The organism is Ignavibacteriota bacterium (genome assembly GCA_016218045.1).
Classification (GTDB): Bacteria; Bacteroidota; Ignavibacteria; order SZUA-365; family SZUA-365; genus JACRFB01.
On sequence record JACRFB010000010.1, the window covers coordinates 207,275 to 221,697 of the forward strand.

Sequence of the window (14,423 nt, forward strand, 5' to 3'; positions counted from 1 at the left end):
GTTCCCTACGCCCCGTCCGGCTCGTCGGTGAAGAGTGTCGGCTGCGAGGAGCGGCGCCGCTTTGGACCCGCGGGTACAGCCGCCGATGCTTCGGGTGCAGTATCACCGATCTCCTCGAGGAGCAAATCCCGGGCCGTGTGCAGCAGTCCGCGAATTTCCTTCTCGGTATGTGGGATTCCCTCCCGTGAGTCACGCACGAGTGATGCACCAACCTGCGCGAATGCCCTCGCAGTGACCAACGCGTGGAGTAGATCGCGCGTGGTCCATTCTGGAATGGCCACGGAGAATTCTATGGAATTGCCCGCATAAAAACGGATGCCGACGCCCAGCTTCTCGCCCGCGCGGGCCAGCAGATCCCATCCGATAAACGAACGCAGGTACATGCCGCTGAGCGTATATCGGTCGTCGTCGATGCGCAGAGTCAGTTCTTCGCGAAAACCCTCCTTGAACACCTTTTTCGGCAGAGGCGCGAGCCGATCGAAAAGTCCAAGCAGCGAGGCCTCCTCCCTTTCCTCCAGACGCACACGCTGCACCACCTTCCCCACCACACGATACCACGCGCGGCTATCCGTCTCATACCCATGCCATGCGCCATCGCGGACGAGTTTTTCGGCCGCGGAGGAGAGGCGGGAGGTGTGGACTTGCTGATATTTCATGCGGGGTGTGTGGTGCGTGACAGGAAGAAAAAAGGTAACAAAAAGTTGCCACAGGTACACGAGGCCGCGCCGCGTACCACGTGGCGCAGCACCCCTGCAACAGTCTCCTCGCCTCTTCGTATCTTTGTTGACGATCACACTCGCAACCCGTAGTCTCACTGCCCGCAGCACATGCTTACCGTTTCCCATCTCCGTAAACAATTTTCCAACGTACTCGCCGTCGACGACGTCTCGTTCTCCGTGCGGTCGGGCCAGGTTTTTGGGCTGATCGGTCCGAATGGCGCGGGCAAGAGCACGACGATCCGGATGATCATGGACATCATCAAGCCCGATTCGGGCGACGTACGTTTTGAGGGCATCCCCGACGGCAACGCCCGGCGCAACGCGGTGGGATATCTGCCCGAGGAGCGCGGACTGTATCGGAAGAACAAACTCATCGACGTCATAACCTACTTCGCATCGTTACGAGGCATGGATGCCCGCGCGGCGCGCGATGCCGCGATGCCATGGCTCGAGCGGTTCTCGCTGCTGCCGTATCTGCGCCGCAATGTGGAGGAACTATCGAAGGGCAACCAGCAGAAGGTGCAGTTTCTTATCGCGGAATTGCACCGGCCGCGGCTGCTCGTGCTTGACGAGGTCTTTTCAGGGCTCGATCCCGTGAACCAGATCATCATCCGCGACGCGCTGCAGGAACTGCGGAACGACAAACGCGCGATCATCTTTTCGACACATCAGATGGAATTCGCCGAGAAGCTTTGTGACGATCTCGTGCTCATCAACCGCGGAAACGTGGTGCTCAGCGGATCGCCGCAGGCCATCAAGCAGCGCTTCGGACGTAATTCGGTACAGATAGAGTTTCAGGGCGACGGCGACTTCCTGCGTTCACTTCACGGTGTGACACACGCGCGGGTGGACCAGAACTTCGCCGAACTGGTCCTCGACGAAGGCGCCCACAGTGATGCACTGCTCACGGAAGCCGCATCCAGGCTTTCGATCTCGCGCTTCGAGCGCATCGCTCCATCGCTCGAGGCCGTTTTCATCGACACTGTGGGCATGCCCGCGGCGACGCCCGCCGACGAAACACCTTCGCCCTCGACCACCAAAGCCATGAGCGCCGATACACGTGTGCGGAAGGCATTCTTCAGCATGGTGCTGATGTTCCTGATGACCGCATACATGACGGCAACGACCGTGCGGGCTGCAGATCCGGAATGGATCTTCCCCATCGGCTTCGCGGCGGTCGCCCTGCTCGTGCTCTACCGCTACATTCGGACGAGGAGGCGCGTCGCCGACGAAAGGCGCGCGGGCGCCAATGGAGGGCAGCGCGCATGATCACCGGCAAGGCACTCCATGTTGCGCGCTGGGAATTCATCGAGCGCGTCAAAACAAAAAGCTTCATCATCGGACTCTTTCTCACACCCGGCATCATGTCGCTGTTTTTTATCGCGCCAATGCTGCTCCGCGACACTATCGCAAAGAAGGATCCTATCCGTCTTGCGCTGTACGACGGCACGGGAATTCTTGCCGACAGCGTACGCACGACTCTCGACCGCAGTTTCCGGATCGAATCGGGTCCGGCGCTGTACGATATACACATGCTGCCCACGGAGGCGCCGCTTCCGCGCGCCGAGGCGGCGGTCGACACGCTCATCCTGATGGAACGCATTGACGCGGCGATTCTGATACCGCGCAACGCGCTCGATTCGCTCGATGTGGAATACCGCGCGCGCAACGTGGCCGACATCGAAAACATATCCGGACTCGAACGCGCCATCTCGGAAGTCATCACATCGCATAAACTGGTCAAGGCCGGGCTCGATCCGCGACGCGTGCGCGAGTTGAACAGGCATGCAAATCTCCGCACTGTGAGGATCTCCACCGAAGGTGAAAAGGAATCGGGCTTTCTCGAGTCCTTCGGGATCTCGTATGTGTTTCTGCTGATGCTGCTGATCATGATTCTCGGTTCCGGACAGATGCTCGTACGCAGCATGGTCGAGGAGAAGAGCAACCGCATCGTGGAAGTGCTCGTGTCGTCGTGTTCACCTATGGACCTGATGTTCGGCAAGATCATCGGGCTCAGCCTGCTCGGTCTGACGCAGGTTCTCTTCTGGTCCGCGATCAGCGTGGTGCTTGTAATCACGTCGGGTGTGACCAATCTCCCGCTCGAGAATCTCGGACTGATGATCGTGTATTTCCTGCTCGGCTTCCTGTTGTACGCGGCGACCTTCGTGGCGCTCGGATGTATCGCAAGCACGGAGCAGGAAGCGCAGCAGATGACGGCCTATCTTTCGATCCTGCTCTCGCTCCCGCTTGCGATCTCGATGGTTGCGATACAGAATCCGGACAGCGGCCTGCTCGTGGGCCTGTCGTTTTTCCCGCCCACCACCTCCACCATCATGATATTGCGCCTTCCGATCATCACGCCGCCCTTCTGGCAAATCGCGCTGAGTCTCGGCCTGCTCGTCGCGAGCATCGCGGGCATGATATGGACTGCGGCGAAGATATTCCGCGTCGGCATACTGTTGACCGGGAAAAGGCCTGGTTTGTCCGAAATTATCCGCTGGATACGTTCCTGAACGAAGGAGTCTGCCATGAAATACGTACTGCTCTTGATTGGTCTCATCATTCTCATCGTGCTGGTGCTCAAGGTCCTCGTGTGGACGCTGAAATGGGCCATCGTTGTCGGTCTCATCGCGGCCGCCGGATACGTGGTCATGAAAATGCTCGGCAAAGGGCAGTCGCGACAATAAGCGAAACAACCGCTGCACAACTTTTCGCATCACAGTTTCCAGTTATCACTCGATCCACAATCCGACATTCAGTTACAGAGGCACAGACACATGGCTAAACCGTTAGTGGCGATTGTGGGGCGACCAAACGTCGGCAAGTCGACATTATTCAACAGGATCATCGGCGTGCGGCGCGCGATCGTGCACGATGCTCCCGGAGTGACGCGCGACAGGCATTACGCGCAGACCGACTGGGCCGGACGCGAATTCACGCTGATCGACACCGGAGGGTATGTGCCCGATTCGCCGGACGTGTTCGAGAAGGCAATACGCGAGCAGGTGGAAATATCGATAGCGGAATCGACCGTGGTGCTCTTTCTCGTCGACGCACAGGAAGGCGTTCATCCCATGGACAGCGAGATCGCGACGCTGCTTCGCCGCAGCGGCAGGCCTGTCGTCCTGGCGGTAAACAAAGTCGACAGTCCGCGGTACGAACTCGAAGTGGCGCAATTTTACGAACTCGGTCTTGGCGATCCCGTTCCGGTGTCGGCGATTTCGGGGCGGCTCTCGGGCGACCTGCTCGATGAGATTGTGAAGGGCTTTCCGGAACGTGTGAGCGAGGAGAGCGGCGAGCGGTTGCGTCTTGCCATCATCGGTCGTCCGAACGTCGGCAAGTCGTCATTCACGAACGCGCTGCTTGGCATCACGCGCGCCATCGTCACCGATATTCCCGGCACGACGCGCGACGCGCTCGATTCGGAATTCACATATCACAGCCGCCCCATCACATTGATCGACACGGCGGGGCTGCGCCGCCGCAGCAAGGTGAAGGAGACGATCGAGTTCTACTCGACCCTGCGCACGTTAAAGAGCATCGAGCAATGCGACGTGGCCATGTGTATCATCGACGCGACGGCGGGACTGACACACCAGGACACCGACGTGATCAACGAGGCCATCGCCCTCCGCAAGGGCGTGGTGATCGCGGTGAACAAATGGGATCTCATCGAAAAGGATTCGAACTCGGCGGCGCGTGTCGAAAAGGACATCCACGAACGGCTGAAGATGCACGATTTTATTCCCGTGATCACGATCTCGGCCCTCGAAAAGCAGCGTGTGAACAAGGCGCTCGACCTGTGCATCCGGGTGCATGAAGAGCGCCGCAAACGCGTCTCCACATCGGAACTGAACGAAAAGCTGCTCGAGATCGTGCACGAGACGCCGCCGCCGTCGACACCCACCGGCCGTGAAGTGAAGATTTCGTACGCGACGCAGGTGCGCGAGTCGCCGCCCGTGTTTGTGCTCTTCACGAACGAGGCAAAACACATACCCGAGAGCTACCGTCGTTTTGTCGAACGCGCGCTGCGCCGCCTGTTCGGGTACGAGGGCGTGCCCATCGCGGTGCAATTCCGGGGAAAACAGAAATAGGTCTGAACCTTCCGGCCCCGCCGGATGTTACGCATGGAGGCGCCGCATACCGCGGCGCCGCACGAGACTTACGGAGCAAGTACATGAGCAGTACGAAGGAGAACGAGAAGCGCACACAGACGCCGCCCCTGGCGACACTTCGGATGCCGCCTATGATGCGGTGGTTCCTTGTCGCATTGGCGGTGCTGATCGGCATCGAGTTCATCTATCATTGGAGCACGCAGGGTCAGTCCATTCCCTACAGCACCTTCAAACAATTCGTCACCGAGGGAAAAATCGCGAAGGTCGAAATCGACGGGCAGTCGCTCTCCGCAACCGCGCGTGGAACCGACGAGAAGGACGCCGCGAAGAGCACGACCTACACAGTGACCATACCGTCGAGCGTTCCGGACAATGCGCTCATGCAGTTGCTCGAAGAGAAGAAGGTGACGGTCACCGCGGTACAGGACGCGTCGGCTTTTTGGAACACGATCATATGGTTTGTGCTGCCGCTCGGCATCATGCTCGCATTTTTCTTCGTGTTCAACGCGCGGATGCGCGCACAGGGTGGCGGTGGCGGCGGTCTGCTGTCGATGGGCAAGATGAACGCGCAGCTCTATTCGAAGGAAAAGGTGAAGACCACTTTTGCCGATGTTGCCGGCTCGAAGGAACAAAAGGAAGCCCTCTTTGAAATCATCCACTTCCTGAAGCGGCCGCAGGATTTTAAGAAGCTCGGCGGCTCGTCCCCGAAGGGAGTGCTGCTCGTCGGTCCTCCGGGCACAGGCAAAACGCTGCTCGCGCGCGCGGTGGCGGGTGAAGCCGACGTCCCATTTTACCATGTGGCGGGTTCGGCATTCCTCGAGATGCTTGTGGGTGTGGGCGCGAGCCGCGTGAGGGATCTGTTTGCGACGGCGAAGAAGAACACACCGTGCATCATATTTGTCGACGAGATCGATTCGATAGGCCGCAGGCGCGGCGGCATACAGGGATTCTACGGCGGCGGCGCAAGCGAGATGGAACAGACGCTGAATCAGCTCCTGAGCGAAATGGACGGTTTCGAATCCAACGAAGACGTTATCGTGATGGCCGCAACGAATCAGCCCGAAGTTCTCGATCCCGCCCTGTTGCGACCCGGACGTTTCGACCGCCGGATCTCCGTCGATCTCCCCAACCTCAGCGAACGCGAGGAGATTCTCGCGGTGCACGTCCGCAAGGTGCCTCTCGCACCCGAAGTGGAGTTGCGCGCGCTCGCGCGGGCCACTCCCGGAAATTCCGGCGCCGACCTGAAGAACCTCGTCAACGAAGCCGCGATTTATGCGTCCAAGAAGCGCAAGGATCAGGTGGAGATGGAGGACTTCTGGGCTGCGCTCGACACCATCATGCTTGGTCAAGTTCGCTCCTCCCTCATTCTCAGCGAGGAGGAGAAACGCCGCACCGCGTTCCACGAGGCCGGGCACGCGCTCACCGCCATCAGTCTGCCCGGATCCGATCCGGTGACCAAGGTCACCATCGTGCCGCGCGGACGCGCTCTCGGTGTCACGATGCAGACTCCGCTCGACGAGCGGCACAACTACACGCGCGAGTACCTGCTCGACCGTCTCGTGGTATTACTCGGAGGCCGTGCGGCCGAACAACTCGTCTTCGCGTCGATCTCGACGGGGGCGGAGAGCGATCTGATGCACTGCACCACCCTCGCGCGCAACATGGTTGCACGCTACGGCATGAGCGACACCGTCGGCAACATTTCACTCATGGAACCGGGCGCCGATTCATATCTCGGCAACAACCCGTTTTCGCAGAGGAACTTCAGCGAGGAGACGATGCGGCTCATCGATGCCGAAACACGGCGCTTCATCGACGAAGCCTACGAGCGCGCGCTCGAACTTCTCCGAAGCCGCCGCGCGCAGCTCGATGCGGTGGCCGAGGCGCTGGTCACCAAAGAAATCATCGACGGCACGCAGCTCAACGAGATCATGACAAGCGTGCAGGCGGGGTGAACGCCGGCAATTACGCGCCGGTTTCCCGCGCCTGCTTGCGCTGCTTCACCTTGTGCACCATGTACTTGTAAATGAGCGGCGACACCGAGACGGCGATCACAACAAGGATCACGTATTCGATGTTGTGCGCGATACCCGGCACGGTTCGTCCCAAGAAGTATCCGAGCAGCGTCATGCTGCTGATCCACGACACGGCGCCGATGATGTTGAACATGATGAAGCGGCGGTAGGTCATCTCCGCAATACCCGCAACGACCGGGGCGAAGGTGCGCGCGAAAGGCATGTAACACGCCATCACGATGGTGATGCCGCCGTATTTCTCGTAGAACTCGTGCGTTTTAAGCAGGTGATCGCGACGAAAGAAACGCGACTGGGGACGATTAAACAGGGCCTTCCCGGCGCGCTTGCCAATGGCATATCCCGTGCTGTTCCCCGCAATTGCGGCCACACACAACAGCGGGACCAGAATCGCGATATTCAGACCGTTTTCCGGATTGGATGCAAAGAGTCCGGCCGTAACCAACAAGGAATCGCCGGGCAGAAAAAAACCAACCAGAAGGCCGGTTTCTGAAAAAATGATGGCAAAAAGTCCTATATAGCCGCCCCACTGCACAATCTCCTCGAGCGAGGGCAGTTGGACGAGAAAACCAAAAATCTCAATCATACAGTGCACGCTTTGTGATGAATACTAGAGCCGTGCAAGGTAGCGGAATCCCGTGATGTGAGCAAGTCGTATTGCCGGTCCTCCTGGGTGGTCTTGTACCGCGGCCGGCGCAGTGTATGATTCAGCGGGCCAGCGCCGCGGTGTTCAACGACGTACAAGCGTGCGGCTCAAACGTATACCGAGCTCCGAGAAAAAGGCATCGGGATTCGCGGTGTCAGGCAGGTCGGCAAGGTCGGGCAGATCCGTATTTTCAAACACCTGACGTGTCAGCGCGGCTTTGAAGCGGATGTAGGGTGTGCTGCCGCTCGCAGCCAGACGGGTAACCTCACGCGATACGTCTGTAAAGGACTCATTCGGAAACGCAATTCGCAGTTTCACAACATGCGCGAGGGCCGATTCCACTACACCGCAGTTGTCGGATTTCAGGCAGGCGACGTAATTATCCACCGCTCTTTTGAACAACACCGGATGCTCGTCGGCAAGGAGGATCATCGATGTTTCAAGGTCCTTGACAGAATCACCGCCCGCGACAACGCTCAGTGAGAGGACGAGGGCAAACAGAGGCAGCAGGATGAACGTACGAAGCGTTTTCATGGGGAGTTCCTTTGTAACAGTTATGCCGCATGTACGCAGGCCGCCTAAAACAAGTTTCGCGGAGATACATATCCGATATCACCATCACAGCATGACTCACACAGGATGCCGCACCGTACACCCGTACAATTGATGCGGTAAAATCGAGCGCGTGCCGGCGACCACATCGGGTGGGTGCACCGGCACGCGCCTCGGCGAGTTCTCCGCTCGATCATCCGGCACGCTGCGGGCGCCGGACAGACGAGCGTTATGTTCTATTTCACCGTGACGACAAACCCCTGCGTGTGCGCGGCAAATTCAGGAGCATACATCGACTGGATGGTGGAGATGCCGTTCGAGAATGTACCCTGATGCGAGACACGCAACGAGTACTCAAAAACGTGCACACCCTTGGGCAGCCAGTAGATGAAGAAATTCACCGACGCGTCCTTCGGGGCCTCATAATATCCGAAACCCGCCTGCCAGCGATACCGGGAAAGCTGGTTGACGAGTTCGAATCCCGCCCCACGCATATCCTTAAGGTGCACATACTCCATGTCGCGGTCCACGCGGATCACGATACGCGCCGTCAGGAGATCACCCACATGCAAAGGATCCTTCGAGGTGATGGGCTCGAGCGCGACACCCTTGTCTCCGACGGCCTTGCGATACAGTTCCTTCTCGATTTTCAGCGGTGTCGCCGCGGGCGTGATCTTGTCGAGCTGTTCGAAATACTGCCAGTACACAGCGCCCCAGGCAATACCCTTGTCGGACTTCGTCACCACGACGTTGCCCTGTTTCGCCTCGATCTGTTTGCCGTTCCACGAGACCTTGTAGTAGCCGGTCCCGGCCTCGGGCGCCTTGCCCTCATCGCCGCGCGGATCGACGAGGGTTCCGCCCATCTTCACTTCGACGAGTTTGTCGGATGCGAGCAGATCGGTGCCGCGGCGCAGAAGGGCATAACACGCTTCGGCCGTTGCGACAGTCGTCTTCCAATCCTGCACCTGCTTCTGCTTGAGCAGCCAGATTTTCAATTCCTCCACGGCATTCTCGTCGTTGGCGACCACGTCGAACACCTCCACCAGCAGCGCCTGCGTTTCGATGGGCGCCTGCCACCAGAACCATCCTCCGTTCTGTTTCCAGTACATGCCGAGTTCGTCGTTCATCATGGCGCGTTCGCGCAGCGAGTTCACGATGTCGCCGGGTGTTTTTTTATCGTCGAGGCGGTGCAACGCGAGCGCGATCATCCCCTCGCAGAGGAGCCCTTTCTTCGCCCAGAATTTCTTTGCCTGCTTGCGCCAGAACTCGGCTCCGGGCCGGTTGGCTTTCTCGACCTCCTGCTCTGTGAAGTAGCTCCGCGCATACAGGTATTGGATCTCGAGGTATCCGAGATGATCGAGGTCGGGATTAAAGCTCTTCTCGCGGCGCATACGTTCGTAGTCGGATTGCATTTCCCTGTCGGCCCATTCAATCGCGCGCTCGATCATGTTCTTCACACGCGGCTCCGTGACATTCACGCCGAGTTCGCGCAGATGTCCAAATCCGGCGATGATGTACTGCGTGATATAGCGGCTCTCGGGCATGCCGGGGAACCACGGGAAACCGCCGTTGGACGCCTGCGCCTTCTCGATCTTCCGCAGAGCGGCGTCGAGCGTGTTGGCCATGCCGTTGAGATCGAAGAGCAGGGCGATGCGCCGCTTGCGTTCACCCTCGTCCTGGCCCTGCATCACCCACGGCGTTTCCTGAATCAGCAGCGATTTGAGTTCCTGATTTTTTTCGAGATTCGAGACCAGCGCATCCGTACCCTTCCACTGGCTAAAAACACGCTCGATTTTTGGATTCGAGCGTACGATGTGCGCGGCGATACTGTTCGCGTAGAAGCGGTTGAAGAGCTGCTCGGAGCACTCATACGGGTACTCCATGATGTAGGGCAGCGCCTGCACGGCGTACCACGCCGGATTGGACGTCATCTCGAGCGTGAGCTTCTGATGGCGCAGCGTCTTCGACGAGCCGGAATTGACCAGCTTGTCGAAAGTGTACGTGCGGGTCTGATTCCCGCGCACATTGAGGGGAAGTGTTTCCGTCACCAGCATACGGTTCGGCAGCACAGGCAGCGGCGCCTCCTCGCCATCGCTGAAAGATCCGGCCTTGGCAACCACGCGGTACACGATCGCCGTGAGGCCTTCGGGCACTTTCAGTGCCCACGTAATCGCCGCGCTGGCGCCCTGCGCCGCCTTGAAGGGCCGCAGGGCGTCGGAGAGTCCGAACAATGCGTCGATAGGCTGCATGGTAACCGCATCAAAGAGCTGCAGCTTCGCCGTGCCTTCGAGCGTCGTATCGGAGAGATTCGAGATTTTCACCGGGAACACGATCGCATCACCTTCGCGCAGGAAACGCGGCGCGTTGGGCATCACCATCAGTTCCTTCTGCGTGACTGAGCGGTGTTCGAAATACCCCACGTTCAGATCAGGCGTATGCGCAAAGGCCATAAGCCGCCAGCGCGTGAGCGCCTCGGGCACGGTGAAGGAGAGCACGTATTCGCCCTTCTCGTTCGTCATCACCGCAGGGAAAAAGAAGGCGGTCTCGCTGAAGTTCGTGCGGGCTTTTACCTGGCCGAGACCGTCGTCGCCCTTCCCCGACTGTGCAGGAGCATTCAATCCGCCCACTGCCTCGTTCTCGCCGTCTTTCTTCTTTTCGTCGCTGAGACGGAGTGCCTTGTCGGCCACGGCTTCTTCGCGTGCGGCGGCAGGAGGTGGCGGAGGAGCTCCGGCTTCAGCCATGGAATACATGACGTCCCCCTCACCCCGTTCGAAACCGCGTTTACTCAATTTGTATCGGCGTCCGTAGCGGTAGCCCCAGCCGTAATTGAGGAGGAACACGTTCAGCTCCGGATACGACACGTAGTAACCGGACGTGGTTTGATTCCAATCCTCGCTATAGAGTTGGGATGAGGCAATGCCGAAGCCACTTCCGTACAGCGACGCCATGGGCCAGAACGACGGCCAGGCGAAACTGTTCCACCCGTGCGGGTAGATCGCATCGAGCGAGGCATCATACATCGAGGCCAGCATCTCGGCAGCAACACGTCCCGCGCTGTCGCCTTTAAGCGTGATGCGCCATTCCTCCTTCTCGCCCGGTCGCATCTTGTCGCGGAAAGTGCTGGTTTCGATCGAGAGCTGTTTGTTTGTCCACGGTACATGGATCGTGCGTTCGATAACCTCGTGCCGGTAGCCGCGCACGATCGAAAAACGCAGGCTCAAACCGCCGCGGTGTTCCTCGCGGATGGGGATCGTGAACTCCCGCATGGTATTGTCGAGCGACAGCCACTCCTGCGAAACGATGCGGCCCCGGTGTTCGATCTGATACAGGACCCGCGCATCCGAATATGTGGTACCGAAGAGGAAACGCGCCACATCACCCGGCTGCCCGTCCATTTTTTTCGGAATAAACAATGCCGCTTCGGGCACCGGCGGCCGGCCTCCTTCAGGATCGTACACTGTGAAGAAACGTTTCAGGATGATCGTTTCACCCGAAGGATCCTTCGCGGTGAGTGTCATGCGGTACCGGCCTGGTCTAAAGCCCGCGAGCTTCAAAGTATCGTTGCCCTTGTCGTCGGTCGAGAAACGACCAGAGAGCGCCGTCTCTTCCACCGCCCACGAATCCTCCCGCGCCTCGTCCTTGAAGGCGTCGTGCGGGAAGGAACGATGGAAATCGGCCTCGTCCATTGCAAATACGTCGGGCGCGGTCAGTGTGCGGGCGCGGAACACGCGGCCGGGCGTACGAAGACGCTCGAATACAGCGCTGCCCGCGGCCTTCAGCGGCTGGCCGTTGAGATTCGCCGCGTGTACGGGCACGGACACTTTTTCGTTGCTGTTTACATACTCCGGCGCTGTGGCATTGATCTCGAGAGTTGTGTAGCCGAGCACCACCGATGTGGACGCGCTGCGCGTCTCACCATTGATGTCGGTCACATCGGCATTGACGGTGTAGGTGAAGACCGGCAGATCCTTGCGGTCGACAGTCCGATCCGGCACCGCCTCGAAATCGATTGAAAATTCTCCGGCATCGTTGGTCTTCGCAGTGCCGTGCGCGATCTCCTTGTCGGCGCCGCCGGGCGCCGGGCGCCACCACCACCACCAATACGGGAAGCGCACACGACGGAACACGCGGTATGTGACGGCCGCGTTGTCGATGTTCGATCCAGCATAGGCCTTGGCCGAGCCCTTCACCGTGACGATGGCTCCCAACGCGGCCTCGCCTTTCAGCGGTTCGAATGCGACTTCGAATTTCGGCCGTTTGTATTCCTCGACACGCACCGACACCGCACCATTTTCATTGCGGATCGTCATGGCTCCGGTGAGCACGCCCGCGGGCGCGGTGAAGACTCCGTTGAAGGAACCGAATTCATTTGTGCGGAAATTCTGTTCCGCAATTTTCTGATTGTTCACATCGTAGAACGTGACGGTGGTGGCGTGTTTCGCCTGCACGCGGTACTTGACGTTCTGCGCATCCTGGCGGAGCACAATACCCTTGAAGTAGATGGTCTGTCCCGGCCTGTAGAGCGAACGGTCGGTGAAGAAGATGGTACGGACCTTCTCCTCGTCGCGGCCGTGGCGGTACGCGTAGAACTGCTGATCGACGCGGTAGACGTCGGCGCCCTTGCGCAGTGTCACATATACATAGTCGCGGGAGGACTCGGGCTCGAGTTCAAACATGCCGTCGCGATCGGAGCGCAGCGAGCGTCCGTACACGCGCGTATATCGCTGAGTGGACGACTCCCACTGCAGTGTCGAAAACTCGACGTCCACTCCCGCCAGCGGCGCACCGCTTTCGGCGTCGCGCACCCAGAAGCGGCGCGTGCCTCCGACCAGTTCCTGACTCTGGAGACTGAGCTGGGTGACTGTGAGCTGGGTGTACGCGATCGCATTTTCTTCGAGCGAAAATTTTTCGTCGGGACTGCAGAGAAGAAGGAAACGACCGAAGGGTGTTTCGGGCCCCTTTACATCCACCGTGTGTGTCTTGTAGTCCTTCACGTCGGGCATGACCGCCTTCCATGCACGCAGCGGTCGTTTGCGCAGCACGTCGCGGAAACGGTCCTCCGTGCTCCGTCGATAGGACGTCCATTCTTCCCAATCCGACTCGCTCATTTCCACGATGCGGAAATACATCGTGGGAATATTCCGGTATGTGACAGGCAGAAGGAAAGGTTTGTCGGGGAGCACGGTCTGCTCGACCGCGCAGGCCACGTCCTTCGTCAGGATGCGGCTTTTGAGAGAGGCACAGTTCACCGCGCCGCGCGTTCCCTCGGATGCGGCGATCACCTCGTCGCACATTTTCATCGCAGCGACATGGTCGCCCTGCTCGTTCTTGTATTCCGCCATACGATACCGCACCTCGGCGGCCATGGGATTCCGTGCAAAGGCCGCAACAAGACGCTCGAGCTGCATGTAGTATGTGGTGTCGGCCTCCTCGTGCAGCGTGGCCTTGCGTGCGAAAGACAGGCGCTGAAGATCCAGATCGAGCAGCGCCTCGGGGGACGGATCGGACAGATGAAAGCGGAGAAGCTGCTGGTACAGGCGGACGGTGATGTACTGCTGATCCGTTTCGTCGGGCGCAACAAAGGCATGGCGCGCGAACACGTCTGCAGTCGCCAGCGCGTCGAGTGTGGTGAGTTCGAACTCGCGTGCGGGACGCGGCAGATCGGTCTCGTCGTTTTCGAAAAACGACAAGGCGCGGAAGGCGAGCACATCAAAGAGCGTCGGACGGTACTCGGACTTCTCCTCTTCCCCGACGAGTATCCGGCGGAAGTCGCGTATCGGAATGGCCTGCAGAGCTGACGCGTCCTCGATGGAGGCAAGAAACAGCGCGCGCGCGGTGTCGATGAATTTTGCCGCGTCCCAGGTGAGGAAGTCCGCATCCGGCGCGTCATTGACACGTGTGCGCGACGCGATCTCCCAGCGGTTGTTTTGGTAATGCGACCAGTATGCCGTCGCGAGATACGACTGCAGAATGGAACGCACGGGCTGCCGCGCGGTGCGGACCTCTTTCTCCAGATCCGTGATGAGTGTCGTCTCGCCGGTCTCGCTCAATTCGCCCGCGAGTACCACGCGATACGCGACTGCCTTGATATACTGCGCGTCGTTCTTCTCGGCGCGTGCACGGTCGTAAATGGCGACAACAATCTCGAGGGCGGTTTTCGGGAGGCCCTTGCCCATCGCTTCATCAACACGTTTCCACTGTTCGCGGTAATACTCCTCTCCGCGTGTTTCCCTGATCATGGACGACTCCTCTCCGGGATTCCCGGGCAGCCATGGTGAAAAGAAAAAGACGATTCCCGAAATGAGTACAATTCCGGCGACACGGATGATGGGGCGCATGGGTGCTCCTTCGCAATGCG

General features: G+C 59.3%; 9 protein-coding genes. 5 read left to right on the plus strand and 4 right to left on the minus strand.

Features of this window, described 5'->3' with window-relative positions; all coding sequences use genetic code 11:
* Positions 1–5: 5 nt before the first annotated feature.
* Positions 6–656: a hypothetical protein gene (locus HY962_03255; GenBank protein MBI5645924.1), complete on the minus strand. Its 651-nt coding sequence runs from the start codon at positions 654–656 to the stop codon at positions 6–8.
* A gap of 171 nt (positions 657–827) precedes the next feature.
* Here HY962_03255 and HY962_03260 point away from each other — a divergent pair, with 171 nt between their 5' ends.
* The 5 genes from HY962_03260 to HY962_03280 all read left to right on the plus strand — a co-directional run bounded on the left by HY962_03260 (position 828) and on the right by HY962_03280 (position 6,789).
* Positions 828–1,988, plus strand: a complete 1,161-nt coding sequence (locus tag HY962_03260; GenBank protein ID MBI5645925.1) for an ATP-binding cassette domain-containing protein — start codon at positions 828–830, stop codon at positions 1,986–1,988.
* Positions 1,985–3,232 carry an ABC transporter permease gene (locus tag HY962_03265; protein MBI5645926.1) on the plus strand — a complete coding sequence of 416 codons (1,248 nt, stop codon included), beginning with the start codon at positions 1,985–1,987 and terminating at the stop codon, positions 3,230–3,232. Before HY962_03260 ends, HY962_03265 begins: the two co-directional genes overlap by 4 nt.
* Before the next feature lie 15 nt (positions 3,233–3,247).
* A complete protein-coding gene (locus HY962_03270) occupies positions 3,248–3,406 on the plus strand; it encodes a hypothetical protein (GenBank protein ID MBI5645927.1) in 159 nt (52 codons plus the stop codon).
* Positions 3,407–3,496: 90 nt separating this feature from the next.
* The gene (der, locus tag HY962_03275; protein MBI5645928.1) at positions 3,497–4,813 is read left to right on the plus strand and encodes a ribosome biogenesis GTPase Der; all 1,317 of its coding nucleotides are present in this window, start codon (positions 3,497–3,499) and stop codon (positions 4,811–4,813) included.
* Between the two features lie 83 nt (positions 4,814–4,896).
* Positions 4,897–6,789: an ATP-dependent metallopeptidase FtsH/Yme1/Tma family protein gene (locus tag HY962_03280; protein ID MBI5645929.1), complete on the plus strand. Its 1,893-nt coding sequence runs from the start codon at positions 4,897–4,899 to the stop codon at positions 6,787–6,789.
* Positions 6,790–6,799: 10 nt separating this feature from the next.
* Here HY962_03280 and HY962_03285 read toward each other — a convergent pair whose 3' ends face one another.
* The 3 genes from HY962_03285 to HY962_03295 all read right to left on the minus strand — a co-directional run bounded on the left by HY962_03285 (position 6,800) and on the right by HY962_03295 (position 14,403).
* The gene (locus HY962_03285) at positions 6,800–7,453 is read right to left on the minus strand and encodes a VTT domain-containing protein (protein MBI5645930.1); all 654 of its coding nucleotides are present in this window, start codon (positions 7,451–7,453) and stop codon (positions 6,800–6,802) included.
* Positions 7,454–7,597: 144 nt separating this feature from the next.
* Complete coding sequence (locus tag HY962_03290) at positions 7,598–8,047, minus strand: hypothetical protein (protein MBI5645931.1); 450 nt, start codon at positions 8,045–8,047, stop codon at positions 7,598–7,600.
* A 254-nt stretch (positions 8,048–8,301) separates the two neighbouring features.
* A complete protein-coding gene (locus HY962_03295) occupies positions 8,302–14,403 on the minus strand; it encodes a hypothetical protein (GenBank protein ID MBI5645932.1) in 6,102 nt (2,033 codons plus the stop codon).
* Between the last annotated feature and the right edge of the window lie 20 nt (positions 14,404–14,423).